This window comes from Campylobacter sp. RM9334 (assembly GCF_020138145.1).
GTDB lineage: Bacteria > Campylobacterota > Campylobacteria > Campylobacterales > Campylobacteraceae > Campylobacter_E.
The window spans coordinates 60,925-76,280 of the sequence record NZ_JACGAX010000008.1 but is presented as its reverse complement, the minus strand read 5'-3'; the positions used below and the strand labels follow the sequence as shown (position 1 = coordinate 76,280).

11 protein-coding genes and 1 pseudogene are annotated in these 15,356 nt (G+C 26.4%); 6 read left to right on the top strand and 6 right to left on the bottom strand.

Annotated elements, in window-relative coordinates; genetic code table 11:
• Positions 1-1,512: hypothetical protein (locus tag AVBRAN9334_RS05160; protein WP_336607182.1), on the top strand; the 1,512-nt coding region annotated here is incomplete at its 5' end.
• Positions 1,513-1,527: 15 nt separating this feature from the next.
• Here AVBRAN9334_RS05160 and AVBRAN9334_RS05155 read toward each other — a convergent pair.
• From AVBRAN9334_RS05155 to AVBRAN9334_RS05145, 3 genes are all read right to left on the bottom strand, one after another.
• A complete protein-coding gene (locus AVBRAN9334_RS05155; protein WP_214117507.1) occupies positions 1,528-1,971 on the bottom strand; it encodes a hypothetical protein in 444 nt (147 codons plus the stop codon).
• Between the two features lie 220 nt (positions 1,972-2,191).
• Positions 2,192-3,967, bottom strand: coding sequence for a dynamin family protein (locus AVBRAN9334_RS05150; protein WP_214119731.1), 1,776 nt, complete (start codon positions 3,965-3,967; stop codon positions 2,192-2,194).
• The gene (locus tag AVBRAN9334_RS05145) at positions 3,964-5,940 is read right to left on the bottom strand and encodes a dynamin family protein (RefSeq protein WP_336607181.1); all 1,977 of its coding nucleotides are present in this window, start codon (positions 5,938-5,940) and stop codon (positions 3,964-3,966) included. Before AVBRAN9334_RS05145 ends, AVBRAN9334_RS05150 begins: the two co-directional genes overlap by 4 nt.
• A 211-nt stretch (positions 5,941-6,151) precedes the next feature.
• On the opposite strand from AVBRAN9334_RS05145, the pseudogene AVBRAN9334_RS10210 reads away from it, so the two are divergent.
• Together AVBRAN9334_RS10210 and AVBRAN9334_RS10205 are read left to right on the top strand one after the other, a co-directional pair.
• Positions 6,152-7,180 (top strand): annotated as a pseudogene (locus tag AVBRAN9334_RS10210) (cache domain-containing protein); the annotation flags it as partial.
• Positions 7,154-8,038, top strand: a complete 885-nt coding sequence (locus tag AVBRAN9334_RS10205) for a methyl-accepting chemotaxis protein (RefSeq protein ID WP_442862249.1) — start codon at positions 7,154-7,156, stop codon at positions 8,036-8,038. The pseudogene AVBRAN9334_RS10210 and the gene AVBRAN9334_RS10205, both read left to right, overlap by 27 nt.
• A gap of 78 nt (positions 8,039-8,116) precedes the next feature.
• On the opposite strand, the gene AVBRAN9334_RS05135 is transcribed toward AVBRAN9334_RS10205, so the two are convergent.
• From AVBRAN9334_RS05135 to AVBRAN9334_RS05125, 3 genes are all read right to left on the bottom strand, one after another.
• On the bottom strand, positions 8,117-8,338 hold the full coding sequence (locus AVBRAN9334_RS05135; protein ID WP_214117503.1) for a helix-turn-helix domain-containing protein: 222 nt from the start codon (positions 8,336-8,338) through the stop codon (positions 8,117-8,119).
• A 305-nt stretch (positions 8,339-8,643) separates the two neighbouring features.
• Entirely contained in the window at positions 8,644-9,936 is a 1,293-nt protein-coding gene (gene purB / locus AVBRAN9334_RS05130; RefSeq protein ID WP_214117502.1) for an adenylosuccinate lyase, read from the bottom strand.
• Complete coding sequence (locus AVBRAN9334_RS05125; protein WP_336607179.1) at positions 9,933-12,137, bottom strand: hypothetical protein; 2,205 nt, start codon at positions 12,135-12,137, stop codon at positions 9,933-9,935. Before AVBRAN9334_RS05125 ends, purB begins: the two co-directional genes overlap by 4 nt.
• Before the next feature lie 132 nt (positions 12,138-12,269).
• Here AVBRAN9334_RS05125 and groES point away from each other — a divergent pair, with 132 nt between their 5' ends.
• The 3 genes from groES (at position 12,270) to traT (ending at position 15,029) form a co-directional block, all read left to right on the top strand.
• On the top strand, positions 12,270-12,527 hold the full coding sequence (gene groES, locus AVBRAN9334_RS05120) for a co-chaperone GroES (RefSeq protein WP_214117500.1): 258 nt from the start codon (positions 12,270-12,272) through the stop codon (positions 12,525-12,527).
• Between the two features lie 10 nt (positions 12,528-12,537).
• A complete protein-coding gene (gene groL, locus AVBRAN9334_RS05115; RefSeq protein ID WP_239803310.1) occupies positions 12,538-14,178 on the top strand; it encodes a chaperonin GroEL in 1,641 nt (546 codons plus the stop codon).
• A 188-nt stretch (positions 14,179-14,366) separates the two neighbouring features.
• Positions 14,367-15,029 carry a complement resistance protein TraT gene (traT, locus tag AVBRAN9334_RS05110; protein WP_214117498.1) on the top strand — a complete coding sequence of 221 codons (663 nt, stop codon included), beginning with the start codon at positions 14,367-14,369 and terminating at the stop codon, positions 15,027-15,029.
• Positions 15,030-15,356 lie beyond the last annotated feature (327 nt).

The following is a 15,356-nucleotide window of genomic DNA, read 5'->3' as shown; positions in this document are numbered from 1 at the left end:
GAAATTAAAGAAGAAATTAATAATAAAGTAGTGGCTTTATTAGAAAAAGAAGATGATGAAAATTCTGATAATAATAAAGAAGATGAAGAAAATAATGATAATGACACAAATAAACCAGATATGCCAATAGTTCCTAGTGAGCCTGTTTATAATAAATATTTTTCAAATGCAGACAATAAAAACTATTATTATTCATCAAATACTAGCCTAAGAAGTGGCGATGTTAGACAAGACGCTGCAGAGCTTAATGTGAAAAAAGGTAGTTTAAATATCCTTAGTAATACTAAAAGCGGTAATAATATTACAGATTTTAAAAAAATTAGCGTTACAAATAATCAGCTAAACATATTAAAAACTACAAATGATGCTAATAGTGTTGAAGATTTTTCATATAGTTTAACAGATACTACAATTAGTGGTTTAGATGGATATAGCGATTTAAAATTTAGTGCTAATGATGGAAAAGTAAGTTATACTGCTAATAAAGAAAAATTAGAAGCAAATATTTTAGATGATAGTTTTTCTATGTTAAAAGACACAAGCACAAATTCTAATTATAATGCTATAGATAAAGAGTGGGGTAATTTTACAAATACATTATTTGAAAAAAATAAGGATTATTTCAATGTATCAGATTTAAATAAGGTATTTTATTATGGTTCAAATAAAGCTGCAATGCAGTTAAATCTTAATAATTCATCTATTGCTTATTATTATGCAGATGCATATGAAGCTAAAAAACTTTATGCTGATTTTAAATATGCAAATCAAATATATTACGAAAACGCAAAGAGTTCAGGAAGTTCTTATGATAAGCAAACTTATGATGTATATAACAAAACCATATCACCTATTAACGGCTCATCTACTTATAATATACAAGCAAATGCTTCTAATGGCATTAAAAATCAAGATTTTGCTTTAAAAGCAGATAAAAATAAAGCAGAAATTAATTTTGGAAGTGTAATTTCTAGTTTGATGGATACTCAATTAGACCCGCAAAATAGATTTCAATACTTTTCTAATGAATTTGATAAATATAAAGATACTTATAAAAGTAAATATTTAGGTGCTGATGAAGATAAGGAATATTTTTATGCAGGTAGTGGAAGCTCAATTAAATTAAATCCCGCTAAGCAAGAAGTAGATAGTTATGTAGTATATGATGGTGGGTATGGAAATATTTTTAGAGTAACTTTTGATAAAAATATCGGAGATGCTACCTATGTTAAAAGAGTTGATGGTAGGGTTCAAGATGTTAAACATTCTCAAAAATTTAATATAAATAGTATTAGAGATGTAAATTCAGGTTATACACTAACAGTAGGCGATAGCAATAATGATTATAATTTTGCAGTGAAGGCTGATAAAGTTGGAGCTATATTAAAAGGCAATTTTAAGATAAATGGAGCTAATCATAACGTAGATTCTGATATTTTAAAATATGTAAATACTTCTGCAGCACATAAATTAGTTAAAGATACTTACGATAAAGCAGTTCAAGGAAAATAATAATTTTTAGGGGAGTTAGATTTGACCTAATTCTCCTAATAAACTTCTTAATTTATCATTTCTATATTTTATTTCTTCACTACATTTCCTAGCAATATCTATGCAAATATTTAAATAATTAGTAGTTTCATCATTTTCAAAATCAATATGTTTAGGATTTTGAATTTTATCTTTATTTACACATCCAAAAATATATGTTATTACATTTAAACTTGGAGTTAGTAATAAATATCTTTTATTATGATACATAATATATTGCTCGTTGCATTGTGTGGTTAATAGTGTGATTATTTCTTGTTTTATTTGTTCGTAAGGAGTATTTGGGAAATCTTTGGCTACTTTTTTGATAAATTTTTCATCATTAATTCTATCTTCTTCACTCTGCAAAAATACACTATCATTTTCAAGTAGTGTTTCAAGTTCTTTTAATATTTCAATAGCTCTAATGTAATCTTTCATTTTACCACCTACTATATTTATTACATTTATATTACATTAAAAAGAAAAATAAAGGTAAATTTTTTAGGTTATTTAATTAGTTTTTTTAATTAAAATAATTTTAATAATTAAGCATTTAGCCTAAATATTAGTATTTTTTATCTTTTATAGTCATAAATATATAAAATAATACATTGAAAATTTAAGTATAAATATTAAATATTTATACTTAAAAGGTCTTTTATATGTCAAAAGTTAAAAAAGAATTTGAAATAATATCTTTAATATTATTTAATTTAATTTGCCTATTATCTAGGCTTTTTGTATGTTTTAGCAGTATTGTATTTAACTCGTTTAGATATTCATTTTTTAATTTTATGATTTCTTTTTTATTTATCAATAGTTCTTCAAATTCAAAAAAACTACAATCAGTAAGCAATCTTTGATAAATTTCATTTTCACTAGGCAAATAAAGCTTAAATTGTTTGCTATCTAGCTCATAAAATTCACGACTTGCATTAATTTTTTCATAAAAAAATGATAGGCTTAATTTAGCTGCGTTTTCGTAATTATTTAATGCTTTTATATTTATTTTTTCAAAAAGCTTATTTAATTTAAGCTCATAATTATTTAAAGCCTTTTCATAATCATTTATAATAAGCTCATCTAATGCTTTATAAAAATCATCTGCTATTGCGTAAAAATCAGCATTTACAAGGTCATTGTAGTTTTTATCTAATTCTTTTGTTTTAGCAATATTTAAAGCATTTTTAAATTCTTTTAAAGGCTTGTGAAAATTATCTAAAAGGTTTAAAAATTGCTCGTTTATTTCTTTTCTAATTTTTAAAAATTGCTTGTTAATCGTATCTTTATTATAAAAAATACTTAAAAATGTATCATCAGGATTTAAAGTTTTATATGAATATTCGTTTTTATTAAAGCAATTTTTATGAAACACCCCATCATTTTGTGTATAAAAATAAGCATTTTTTACCTTAAAATTAGTCATAAATTCATTAGCAATCGTCCTTGCTATACTCTTTAAAGCATTTAAAATCTCATCATTAAAGCCACTATAATCAAATTCATTTTTTGCAAGTATTTCTAAATAATTTTTAATTTTACACTCTAATTCTTCAAGGCTTAGTTTAATCTCGCTAATAATTCCTAAAAGCTCATTATTTAATGTTTTTAAAGAAGCTTTTATATTATCTTCTTTAATGCTTGTTTTATTTAGATTTTTTAAAAAATCATAAAAGGCCAAAATATTTGAATCAGGATTATTTTCACTTGCTTGTTTGCAAGAAATTAGCTCAATTTTTTCAAAATACTTAGCAAAAACTTCATTTAAATAATTCTTTAATCTTAATTGCTCGGCTTCGTTTAATTTATCTTTTTGATTAATTAGACAAATCTTTTTTATATTTGGTTTTAATTCTTTAATAGCCTTTTCTTCACTAGCTTTACCAGCACTTTCAGCTAAACTTAGCCAAATTAAAGCATCAAAAGAATTAAATAAATTTTTAGAAAATTCTTCATCGGTAGTATTTGCATTTAGTCCTGGAGTATCAATTAATGTAATATCTTTTAAAAGCTCGTTATTTGTAAAAATATTAATACTTTTAAGCCCATTTAGTTCTTCATTTTGGTCATTTACAATATTGTTTGTAAGTTCGCTTAAGCCGTTTTCAAATTCTGCTAAAACTAAATCATTTAAACCATAATTAATATAAGTAGCAACAACGCTAACAGGTCTTGCTCCTGTAGCTAAAATATCTTTTTTAAAAAGCAGATTTAAAAGTGAGCTTTTACCTGAACTAAATTGTCCTATCACACCAACTTGCAATGGTAGATTATAATGCTTACATAAATTATCAATATTATTAATTAGTTTATTGCTAAGCATTAAATTAGGATTTTTTAGAGTGTTTTTTAAGGTTTTTAAATCTCCTAAAAAGCCTTTTTCATAACTTATATTATATTTTTCATTATATTCTTTTAAGACACTTTTTATCATTTTAAATTCTCTTTTATTTCTAATAATTTTTCTATTTTTTGTGTATTTAAGCTCAATAGATTTTCATCGTTAAATTCATTTATATTGATTTTTTCAATATGATAAATACTAAAAAATTCATTTTTCAAAAACTCATTAGCTAATTGTTTTTGCTCGCTAAAATTAAAAAAATTAAGATTTATATTTAAATAAATCGCATTTAATTTATTATTGATTGCATTTTCACTTTTATCACTTAGCAAATCAAGTTTATTTATGATTTTTTCAAATTCTTCAAATATTTCTTGTAATTTATTTTTATCAAAAATAATTTCATAATCTTTAGTAATATTTAGCCTTGCTTTAATTTCATTAAAATCATTTAAGAATTTATTACTCATACTTGAGTTAAGCCCATTTAATAAATCTTTAAAACCTTGAAAAATTACATTTCTTACCTTTTCGTTTGAGTAATTTTTGTCATAATTTAATTCATCAAAAATCCTAGCAGCTTGATTTTTTGCTAAAAAGCTTAATTCGTGTGCTTGGATTTTGTAGTCTTTATTTAAGTATTCATTTAGCGATATTTCAAGTTCTTGTTTTAAGGCTAGTTTTTTGGCATTTTCGTTTTGTAGATTTTCTATATTTTTCATATATTCGTTTTTATCTAGCTTTAAAGAATTGTTTATATTAGTTAAAAGCGTAATTTCTAAATCAATTAGATTTTTAAATTTTTCGCTAATGCTATTTATAAATTCTTGTGAGCTAGTAGAATTAAAGCAAACATCGTTTAAATAGGCTTTTAAAGCATTTATTTCGCCTTTTGAATTGTCTTTTTTAAATTCACTAGCACTTACGCAAAATAGCTCATAATTAGGTGTAATATCTAGGTTTTTAAGCTCATTGTTAAAGCGATTTTTGACATATTCTTTTAATTTAATTTGCTCATCAATACTTATTAAATCACTTTTTGTAAGCACTAAAACTAGCTTTGAATTAGGATTATTTTTAGCAAAACTTGTTAAGAATTCTAAATCTTTAATGCTAAGTGCTTGAGTGCAAGTCATAAGGTATAAAACACAATTAGCAGTTTTTAAAAACTCTAAGCTTTTTTGTTCTCTACTAATTACTACATCATCAAGACCAGGAGTATCTATTATATTTATTTTATTTTTTAAATACTCGTTGTTTAGATGGATTTCAATATCTTTTACAAAAATACTTATGCTAGAATTTGCACTTGTATAATCGTATAATTCGTTTATTTTTACTTCAACGCTTTTGTGCTCAACAAAATCAATATTAAAGATTTTATTTAATTCTTCATTCAAACTAGCTTGAGTTTTTAAGGCATTAAATTCTGCTTCATTATAAAAATTTACTTTTATTTTTTCATTTTCATCATAGCTAATTACACTAAGATTTGCTGTTTCAGGTGCGTTTGATACGCCTAAAAAATCTTGATTTAATAAAGCATTTATTAGGCTACTTTTTCCTGCGTTAAATATCCCACTAAAAGCTATTTTATAATCTTTGCTAATTAATTGAGTATAAAACTCATCAAGCTTATCTTTAAGCTCATTGCTTAGAATTTGTTGTAAATTTTTATAAATATTTTCAAGTTTATCTTGGCTTTTTTTAAAATTATTATTAAATTCTTTTGATGAATTTATTTTTGTATTTTGAAGATAAGTGAAGATATTTTCTTTTATTTTTAATAATTTTAATTTTTCAAGATAAAAGATTATTTCAAGTGGATTTAAGAGATTATTGTGAATAGAATTTAAAACAGCAATTTGCTTCATTTTAAGCTCAAAAAAACTATCAGTATTTAGGTATTGTTTGTATGTTTTTAGATTTAATAATTCTTTATAATTTAATTCATTAGCACATAAAATTAATGCGGCAAGTTCGGGATTAAAAATATTTTCTTCATAGTTAAAATCAAGATTTCCTAATTCATCATTCCATAAATTTTTTAATAATTCTTGCAATTTAATTCCTTTTTGAAAAGATTTAAAAATCTTAGCTATTAAGACTTAAAGAAGTGTTACAAATAGTAATTAGGAGAAAAATTATCTAGTTTTTGTGTAAAAACTACTCAAATACCTATAAATATTTTAATTATATTTATCAATTAATTATATTTTTATTATATTTTTTGTGTTAGTATCTCGCCGAATTTTTAATAAAAAAAGGAAAAAAATGAGTTTTAAAAATAAAATTTATTTAACATTAATTGTGTTATTAGTCGTTGGATACTCGGCTCTAACCTACATTAGTTATAGCACTAGTAGCAAAACTATATCTGCTAATATTGAACGCTATTTAGATGATATTGTAGATAAGAATTTAAATTACATTCAAAATTTCATTAGCATAACAGAGCAAAGCATTAAAGAGACTGCTAAAACTTTATCTAAGTTTGATTCAAATTCTAAAGAAGCTTTTGTGCCTTACTTAGAAAATGAAACTAGGGTTTTAAATTCTCCTATGGTATTTTTAGCGTTTGAAGATGGCTCTATGTATGATGGCACAGGCTGGAAAGCACCTTTTGATGCAACTCAAAGAGGTTGGTATAAACAAGCAAAGCAATTAAATAAAACTTTTGTAACCGATGTTTATGAAGACGCTCAAACTAAAAAATTAGTTATGTCAGTAGTTTCTCCAACTTATGATACAAATTCTAATTTTAAAGGTGCTTTAGGTGCTGATGTTACCTTAGATAAAGTTTCTGATTTTTCTAAAAATGCTGGAATTGAAGGTGGAGCTTTATATGTTTTAGATAATTATGGAATGATTATTGGTTATCCTGATCAACAATTAATAGGTAAAAAATTAGTAGAAGTATTTCCTAATTTAAAACCAATGCTTGATGAAATGTATTCAAAAAATAGTGGAAAATTAGAATTTGAATTAAATGGAGTAAAGCAAATTATGGATTTTAGCACTATTCCTGAAACTGGCTGGAAAGTTGCTGCTGCGATAAATAAAGAAATAGCATTTAAAGATGTTAGCAATCAGTTTAAAACGCTAATAATCGCAAGTGTTTTAGCTATTGTGGTTACTATTGGTATTGTTATATTGGTTTTAGTTTATTTGTTTAGACCATTTGATAGACTAGGCTTAATGATGAAAGACTTAGCAGTAGGGGAAGGTGATTTAACAAAAAGAGTTGCGATTAATGGAAATGATGAAATAGCTCAAATAGGAAAGCATGTAAATACTTTTATACAAAAAATCCAAACTTTAATAGCTAATTCAAAATCAACTTCAACAGAAAATGCAAGTGTAGCTCAAGAATTAAGCTCAACTTCACTAGCAGTAGGTAAGCAAGTAGAAGAAGAAACTACAATAATAGGTTGTGCTACTAAGGCAGGAGAAGCTATATTAAAAGATATAGATGTTACCGTTGAACACGCCGAAGAGAGTTCAAAACAACTTGAAACAGCTAGTGATAATTTAGATATTATTAAAAATCAAATATTAAAACTTGTTTCAGTATTAGAAAATCAATCTTTACAAACTACTGAATTATCAAATAAATTAAATCAAACTAGCCAACACACAGAAGAAGTTAAAAATATCTTAAATGTTATAAACGATATAGCAGACCAAACTAATTTATTAGCATTAAATGCAGCTATTGAAGCAGCTCGTGCGGGTGAGCATGGTCGTGGATTTGCTGTGGTTGCTGATGAGGTTAGAAAATTAGCTGAAAGAACGCAAAAAAGCCTTGCAGAAATAAATACAACAATAGGTGTTGTAGTTCAATCAGTAAATGATGCGTGTGGAGAAATGGAAAAGAACGCTCAAGATATTTCAAATATTTCAAAATCTAGTGTTCAATTAGAAGAAGTGGTTAATGAAAACTCTTTAATCGTTCAAACAAGCATTAGTGCTAATAAAAATAGCGTAAATGAATATAAAGATATAGCTAAGACTATTCGTAGTGTTATAACTCAAATTGAGCAAATTAACAAAATCGCTAATTCAAATGCTAGAAGCGTAGAAGAAGTAGCAGGAGCAAGTGAGCATTTATCTAAGATGACTATTAAACTTGATGAAGAATTAGGTAAATTTAAAATCTAATTTAAACCAGCTAAATGCTGGTTTAATCTTTTAGTGGAATTTAAATCTAAGATTATTTGTAAAAGTTTTTTAATATTGTTAGTTTGATAGGATTTCTTTTAATTTTCTGAAATCTTTTAATTCATTTTCTAGTTTATAAACTTTTTTTAGCAAATTCATAGCAGCTATGGTTCTTGTGCTTATTCTATTTGTAGCAATTGCAATTCTTAAACTCCCTTCACTCATTCCAATTTTTTCTGCTAATTCTTTGTAGGTTAGATTGTTTTCTTTACAAAATGTTTTTATTTCTTCTACTTTCATATCATATCCTTAATACAAATATATTTTTTATATAATATCATTTAAATGATTAAGCAAAATATATATTTTTTAAATTTTTGTATTTTTTATGATGATAAAAGTAATGAATATATTTTAAGTGTAAGCATAGTTAAGCTTTTTATTAAATGAAGCAAGCAAGAGATAGGAATGAAAAATAATAATTTACAAATTATATTTATAAGAATATATAAAGAATTATTAAAAGCTATTAAAGAAACAAATAAAGCTAAAAAATTAGTTTTAAAATGAGATAAATAATAGGAATTTGAAATTCCTATTATTTTTTACAATCCCAAACGCTCATAAATCTTATCAATATTTTTAAGATGATAATCAACTAAAAAAGCATTTTCAATCTCTTCGGTGCTTAAGATTTCGCAAATTTCTTTGCTATTTTTTAATAATTCTTTAAACTGAAGCTTTTCGCTCCAAGCCTTTTTAGTCAGTCCTTGCACTAAATCATATGCCATCTCACGACTTAAACCCTTTTGAATAAGGGCTAAAAGCACTTGTTGAGAGAAGATTAATCCATAAGATTTATCTAAATTACTTTTCATATTTTCAGGATAAATCATTAGATTTTTTACAATAGAACTAAATCTTTTTAGCATATAATCAAGCAAAATCGTTACATCAGGAAGCATAATTCGCTCTGCACTAGAATGGCTAATATCACGCTCGTGCCATAGATTTATGTTTTCATAAGCAGTTATTAAATACCCCCTAATCACACGGCTAAGACCACAAATATTCTCACTTCCTATTGGATTTTTCTTATGTGGCATTGCAGAGCTGCCTTTTTGATTTTCACTAAAATATTCAAGCATTTCTACGCATTCAGTTTTTGCAAGGTGTCTTATCTCTGTAGCAAATCGCTCAAGTGCACTTGCAATCAACGCACACACGCTTATGTAATTTGCGTGCAAATCTCTAGGTAAAACTTGAGTGCTGATATTTGCTACATTTAATCCAAGCTCTTTACAAATATCAAGCTCTACTTCTAGTGGAACATTTGCATAAGTGCCTACCGCACCACTAATTTTTCCCACTCTAATCTCTTCGCTAGCGTTTATAAAACGCTCATAATTTCTTTTGATTTCTTCGTAAAAATAAGCAAACTTTAGCCCAGTGGTAGTAAGCTCTGCATGAACTCCGTGGGTTCTTCCTATTTGTGGAGTATATTTATAAAGATTTGCTTTTTCTTTTAAAATATCTAAAAGATTTTCTAAATTAGCTTTTATTATTTCATTTGCTTTTTTTAGCTGAATTGCTTGTGCAGTATCTACTACATCAGTGCTTGTTAGTCCATAATGAACCCATTTTCTCTCATCGCCTAAATTAAGTGATAATGCTCTTGTAAAGGCTATTACATCGTGTTTGGTTTGCTCTTCTATTTCTTTTATTTTTGCTATATCAAACTTAGCATTTTTATATAGTTTTTCTAAATCTTCATTAGGAATTACACCTATTTTATTAAACGCCTTGCAAGTTGCAAGCTCAACTTCTAGCCAAGCATTAAATTTAGCTTCTTCACTCCAAATACTTGACATTTCAGGGTTTGAATATCTTGCAATCATTTTTTACCTCCAAATAATCCTTTAAGAAGATTTTCAGCAGGTTTTAATGTTTCATTTATTTTTTCACCATTATTTTTGCCTGTTATTTTATCTAATACTTTTACAGCATTTTCTATAGTATTTTTTGCATCAGGAATGAATTTAACATCATCATTTACACCTGAAAATGTTCCTTTAATTTCATTATTATTAAATGCTACAAGAGCAGGTGCATTGATACTTTTTGTAAGAGTATTATATGTTCCATTATTTACTTCAATTTTTGCAATTGTTGCACTAATTTTTGCATTATAATCAATTAGATTTTTATTAATATTTACTAATACATCGCCTTTATCAAAAATAACTTGGGTAATATCAGTATTTAAAATCGTATTAATTAATTTTATAGTTTTGTGATATTTTAAATGTCCTTTTCCAAGATTTGCAACTAATTTTCCATTAGCATTTTTTAAATCATAATCTAAATTCCCATTGATATTTGCCTTATAAATATCAATTAAATCAAAAGATTTTGCAAGATTATCTAAAGCTACGCTAGTTAAATTAGCGTTAAATTTATCCCCATTTAGCTTAGCAGCTAATGAACCACCAAAGAATTCTTTTGAGTTTAAAGTAAGATTTAATATCTTATCAAAAGTTAAATTCCCATCAACTTTTACATTTCCGCTCATATTTTTATTAAGTAAAGCATTAAAATTAGCTAGATTTGCACTCGCATCATAATTTGCGTTTGCTACGCCTTTTTTGTAATTACCATTTGCATTAAAACTATCTACTAAATCAGTATTTAATTTAGCGTCAAAACTGATATTATCAGCACCATTTAGCTTAACATCAGCGTTTGCTAATACTTTTGAATTAATCTCTAAATCATATTCTTTTTTGAAATAACTTGGGATTGTTTTTCCGTTTATATTAAGATTTGCCGAGCCTATTAGGTTTTTTAAATCGCTTAATTTTGCGTTTATATTAATATTTGCATCTAACATTTTATCTTGATTTAGCAAGCCTAATAAAGCTAGAGATTTTAGACCTTCAATATTAGCTACTAAATCATTTCTACCCATTTTTATATCTGATTTTGCACCTAATAATAAACCATTTACATTCGCATTTTCTAAACCATTTTTATCTAAATTAGCACTAGCTTTAAGATTTATTATTTCATCGCCACTAAGTTTTAAAAGTCCTGCGTTAGCTCTTAAATCAGTATTAATTGCAGTTTTGCTATTAGATAAATCGTGAGTGATTTTTAAATCTTTTGCATTTATATTTTTACCACTAACTATAGAATTTATATTTGCTAATTTATTTTTAAAATCAATTTGCGAAGTGATTTTCAAATCAGAATTTAAATTAGGATTTATGAAAGCTAATTCAGTAAGGCTTGTAACTAATTGCCCTTGAACTTCTAATTTATTAAGATTTATAGGTTTAAAATCACTTGTAATATTTAAAATATTTGATTTTACATTGATATTTGGAGTAATTTCATTAGTTTTATAAGTATTTTTAGAATCAATTATAACCTTACCAAATCTTGAAATGTCAATTCCAAATTCTTTTGTGATACTTGGTTTTAGCTTAAGTTCTGAATAAATATTAATTAAAGCTTTTGCATCAAGTTTGTCTTTATCAAATTCATCAACATTTGCATTTAGGTTGATAAATCCACTTGCATAATCAACATTTGCGATTTTGCTTAATTTTTCTATATCTAAATTATTAGCATTAAGATTTAGTTTAGTTGGAAAATAATCTTTTATATTTGCATCAAGTGTAAGTGGGCTAGTAAAAATAACACCTTTTCCATCTATGTTAAAATTATTAAAACTACCATTTATATTGCCTTTAATGTTTAAAGGGTCGGTGATTTTTAGGGTTTCTAGGTTTTTTCCATTTAATTCATAATTTATATTAAGATTGCGAGATAATAGTGAAAAATCCCCATTAACTGCTGCTTCAAGCATTCCATTAACTAAAACTTTTAAATTAATAGTTGAAAATCTCAATTCAAATTCTTCAATTTTAACTGCTATGTTTGAATTTTCATTGATTTTTTTCTCTGCTATATTTTTTACGAAATTATTTCCAAAACTTGTAAATAACACACAATAAGCCCCTATAACAATTATTAAAATCAAAGCAAGGAGCGAATAAATAACTTTTTTCATAATACAACCTTTCGTTTTCTTCATAAATAAACTTGAGCTATTTTCACTAAAGTTTCTTTAGTTATTTTTTATCATTTAGTGATTTGATTAACTTATTTTAATTATAATTTAGCACTCAAAGAATTAGAGTGATAAACCACAAGAAAGGAAGAAAAAATGAATTTTACTCCACTAAATAAGCGTGTATTAATCAAATGCGCAAATGAAACAAAAACAACAGCTTCAGGGATTATTATACCTGACAATGCTAAAGAAAAACCACAACAAGGCGAAGTTGTAGCAGTTGCTAAAGAAATTAGCGATATTAAAATTGGCGATAAAGTAGTATTTGGTAAATACGCAGGTAGCGAATTAAAAATTGATAATGAAACATATTTAATTTTAAGTTTTGAAGATATTTTAGGAATTTTATAAGGAGATTTAAATGGCAAAAGAAATTTTTTATTCAGATGAAGCTAGAAATAAATTATATGAAGGCGTTAAAAAATTAAGCGACGCTGTAAAAGTTACTATGGGGCCTCGTGGCAGAAACGTATTAATTCAAAAAAGTTTTGGTGCTCCAACTATTACAAAAGATGGTGTTAGCGTTGCAAAAGAAGTTGAATTAAAAGATACTTTAGAAAATATGGGTGCTAGTTTAGTAAGAGAAGTTGCAAGTAAAACTGCTGATCAAGCAGGAGATGGAACTACAACTGCAACCGTTTTAGCTCATGCAATTTTTAAAGAAGGTTTAAGAAATATTACAGCTGGTGCAAATCCAATTGAAGTTAAGCGTGGTATGGATAAAGCTTGCGAAGCAATTATAGCTGAACTAAAAGCTTTAGCAAAACCAGTTGCAGGAAATAGAAAGCAAATCGCACAAGTTGCTACAATTTCAGCAAATAGTGATGAAAAAATCGGACAATTAATTGCAGATGCTATGGAAAAAGTAGGCAAAGATGGCGTTATCACAGTTGAAGAAGCAAAATCAATCAATGATGAATTAAGCGTTGTTGAAGGTATGCAATTTGATAGAGGTTATTTAAGCCCATATTTTATCACAAATGCTGATAAAATGAATTGTGAATTAAGCAATCCATTAATTTTACTTTATGATAAAAAAATCACAAATCTAAAAGACATTTTACCTGTGCTTGAAACTGCACAAAAAAATGGTCGCCCACTTTTAATCATTGCTGAAGATATTGAAGGCGAAGCATTAGCAACTTTAGTTGTAAATAAATTAAGAGGAATTTTAAATATAGCTGCAGTTAAAGCTCCTGGATTTGGTGATAGAAGAAAAGCAATGCTTGAAGATATTGCAATCTTAACAGGTGGAACGGTAATTTGCGAAGAAATGGGAAGAACACTTGAAAGTGCAAACGCAGCTGATTTAGGAAGTGCTAGTTCAATCGTAATTGATAAAGACAATACTACAATAGTAAATGGTGCAGGTAGCAAAGACGCAATTAATGCAAGAATTAATCAAATCAAAGCTCAAATTGCTGAAACTACAAGCGATTATGATAGAGAAAAATTACAAGAGCGTTTAGCAAAATTAAGTGGTGGTGTTGCTGTTATTAAAGTTGGTGCTGCAACTGAAACTGAAATGAAAGAGAAAAAAGACAGAGTTGATGACGCACTAAGTGCAACTAAAGCTGCTGTTGAAGAAGGTATAGTAATTGGTGGTGGTGCTGCACTAATTCACGCTACAAATAGAATTAATCTAAATCTTGAAGGCGATGAGTTAATCGGTGCAAATATCGTTCGCCGTGCAATCAAAGCTCCAATTCGCCAAATTGCAGAAAATGCAGGATTTGATGCAGGAGTTATCGTAAATACAATTGAAACTTGCAAAGATGAAAACAAAGGATTTGACGCTGCAAGTGGCGAATATGTAGATATGTATGAAGCAGGAATAATTGACCCTGTTAAAGTTGAGCGTGTAGCATTACAAAATGCTGTAAGCGTTGCTTCAATGCTACTTACAACAGAAGCTACAATAAGCGATATTAAAGAAGATAAACCTGAAATGCCAATGGGTGGCGGTATGGGTGGTATGGGCGGAATGCCTGGTATGATGTAATACCACTTTTAAAAGCTCCAATTTTGGAGCTTTTTATTATTTAAATTCCTAAATTATTTTATTAACTTCATTTTATAAATCTAATTTAATCATATCTTTAAAAAACTATTTATTAAAAGAAATTTTAAGCTTATATTAAGAACCCTTCCCCATATAATAAAAGTTTAATTTATTTTAGAAGAACTTTTATGAAAAAGACAATTTTAAGTATTGTTGGTGTTGGTTTAATGTTTGGTGCTTGTGCTAGTAATTCTTTAGAGCTTGATACTAAATTAAATAATAGTATTTTTATTGAACCAGTTGCTAAAAGCAAAAAAAGTATATTTGTATTTGCAAAAAATACTAGTGATTGTAATGTAAATATTGAATCAAAACTAATTGAAGGATTAAAAAATAAAGGCTATACAATATTAAATGAACCCACTAATGCTACTTTTATTGTAAGCACTAATATTGTTGAATGCTCTAAAAAAAGCGAAGAAGAATTAAAGCAAGATGCTTTAAAATCAATTAATCCAGCATTTGCTGCTTTTGCTAATAATAAAAGTTTTGCAAGTTCTATTATAAATAATATTACCGGCGAAGAATATACAATAGAATTAAAAGCTGATGTTAATATTAAGCAAAGAAGTGCAAATAAGGTAATCAATCAAAACAATAATTATGATATAAAAAATTCAAATTCATCTTTAAAATTACAAAACAATTCAAAATCTCAAAATTACGAAAGTGATTTCATTGAAAACTCAACAATAATTAATGCAAAAGCAAAACAAAGAAATATTAAGCTTGAAGAAGTATTACCTATACTTGAGAATGAAATGGCTAAGAAGATATATAATTTATTCTAATTTTTAAGGAATTTAAATCCTTTTTAAATTCCTTAATCAATCAAAACAATAATTATGATATAAAAAATTCAAATTCATCTTTAAAATTACAAAACAATTCAAAATCTCAAAATTATGAAAGTGATTTCATTGAAAACTCAACAATAATTAATGCAAAAGCAAAACAAAGAAATATTAAGCTTGAAGAAGTATTACCTATACTTGAGAATGAAATGGCTAAGAAGATATATAATTTATTCTAATTTTTAAGGAATTTAAATCCTTTTTAAATTCCTTAATTCAGGTAAAACCTTATTTTTCTTGGTTTTCATTATTTTTTTTAATAAA